The following is a 1,928-nucleotide window of genomic DNA, read 5'->3' as shown; positions in this document are numbered from 1 at the left end:
AAGGAAACGGATATGAGTGTACCCTATCTTAAAAACGGTTATTATTACTATACCCGTTATGAAGAAGGGAAGGAGTACCCTGTGCATTGCCGCAAAAAAGGCAGCCTGGAAGCGCCGGAAGAGGTGATCCTGAATGTGAATGAGCTGGCCGCTGGTCATGCCTATTGCCAGGTAGCGGGGCTGAGTGTAAGCCCGGATACCAAACTGCTCGCTTACGGGATAGATACGGTAAGTCGCAGGCGTTACACTATCCGGATCAAAAACCTGGAAACAAACGAACTCCTTACAGACGAAATTCATGAAACCACCGCCGGCAGCACCTGGGCCAGCGATAATAAAACCCTCTTCTATTCCCGCAAAGATACCGTTACTCTTCGGGCCGATCGTATCATGCGGCACTCGCTGGGCGTGGCGGCCGACAAGGAAGTGTATCATGAAGCAGATGAAACGTTTGATGTTGCCGTTTCCAAAACAAAATCCGGCAAATATATTATCATCAACAGCGAAAGCACGCTTTCCTCAGAAAGCCGGATCCTGGATGCCTCCAAACCTAATGATGCTTTCCGCGTTTTTCATCCGAGGGAAAAGGATATGCTGTATCATGTGGATCACCGCGATGATAAGTTCTATATCACCACTAACTGGAACGCACTTAACTTCCGGCTGATGGAAGCCCCGCTGGATAAAACTTCCAGGCAAAACTGGAAAGAGCTGATCCCTAACCGCAGCGATGTGCTGCTGGAAGGTGCAGAGCTGTTTAAAGATTTTACCGTATTGGAAGAAAGGAAAGGCGGCTTAACGCAGATCCGTATCATCAATGATAAAACCCATACCGAAAAATACCTGCCTTTTTCAGAAGCGGCTTACACCGCATCTGTAAGCAGTAACCCGGAAATGGACAGCAAAGAACTGCGGTATAATTATACATCCATGATCACGCCCAACTCGGTGTATGATTACAACATGGAAACAGGGACCAGTGAATTGAAACGTCAGCAGGAAGTGTTGGGCGGCTACGATCCCAAAGATTATGCAACAGAAAGATTATTTGCTACCGCAACGGATGGTACTAAAATCCCGGTGTCAATAGTTTATAAGAAAACCTTTGAGAAAAACGGTAAAGGACCGTTATTGCTGTATGGCTATGGCTCCTATGGCAACAGTATGGATGCCACCTTCAGCTCCACCCGGTTGAGCTTACTGGATCGTGGTTTTGCCTTTGCCATTGCACATGTTCGTGGCGGACAGGAAATGGGCCGTCAATGGTACGAAGACGGCAAAATGTTTAAAAAGAAAAACACGTTCACGGATTTTATTGCTGCTGCAAAATTCCTGGTGCAACAACATTATACAGATTCTGCCCATCTTTACGCAATGGGAGGCAGCGCCGGCGGCCTGCTGATGGGCGCCGTTGCTAATATGGAACCAGCGTTGTTCAACGGTATTGTAGCGCAGGTTCCTTTTGTGGATGTGGTGACCACCATGCTCGATGAAAGCATCCCGCTTACTACCGGTGAGTTTGATGAATGGGGCAATCCAAAGAACAAGGATTCATATGATTACATGAAGTCCTATTCCCCTTACGATAACGTGGAAGCTAAAGCTTACCCCAATATGCTGGTCACTACCGGTTTGCACGATTCGCAGGTGCAATACTGGGAACCTGCCAAATGGGTGGCAAAATTACGGGAATTAAAAACGGATCATCATTTGTTATTACTGCATACTAATATGGAAGCTGGCCATGGAGGCGCTTCCGGAAGGTTTAAAGCGCTGGAGGAAGTGGCGCTGGAATATTCGTTCCTGTTGAAGCTGGAAGGAAAAGGAAAATAATAAAAAGGGGGGACACCCCCTTTTTATTTGGTAAGCATTTTTGATGAAGTCACTGTTTTACCATAAAAGATCTCAGCCATCTTATCAAAAATTCC

Annotated in this window: 1 protein-coding gene; it reads left to right on the top strand. The window is 46.7% G+C overall.

What is annotated here, in order from left to right; all coding sequences use genetic code 11:
• Nucleotides 1-1,833: S9 family peptidase (locus VN105_RS27740; RefSeq protein WP_325646393.1), on the top strand; the 1,833-nt coding region annotated here is incomplete at its 5' end.
• Nucleotides 1,834-1,928 lie beyond the last annotated feature (95 nt).

The sequence above is a fragment of the Chitinophaga sp. genome (assembly GCF_035564935.1).
Classification (GTDB): domain Bacteria; phylum Bacteroidota; class Bacteroidia; order Chitinophagales; family Chitinophagaceae; genus Chitinophaga.
The sequence above is the reverse complement of the archived record's forward strand: the minus strand, read 5'-3'. Positions and strand labels throughout refer to the sequence as shown.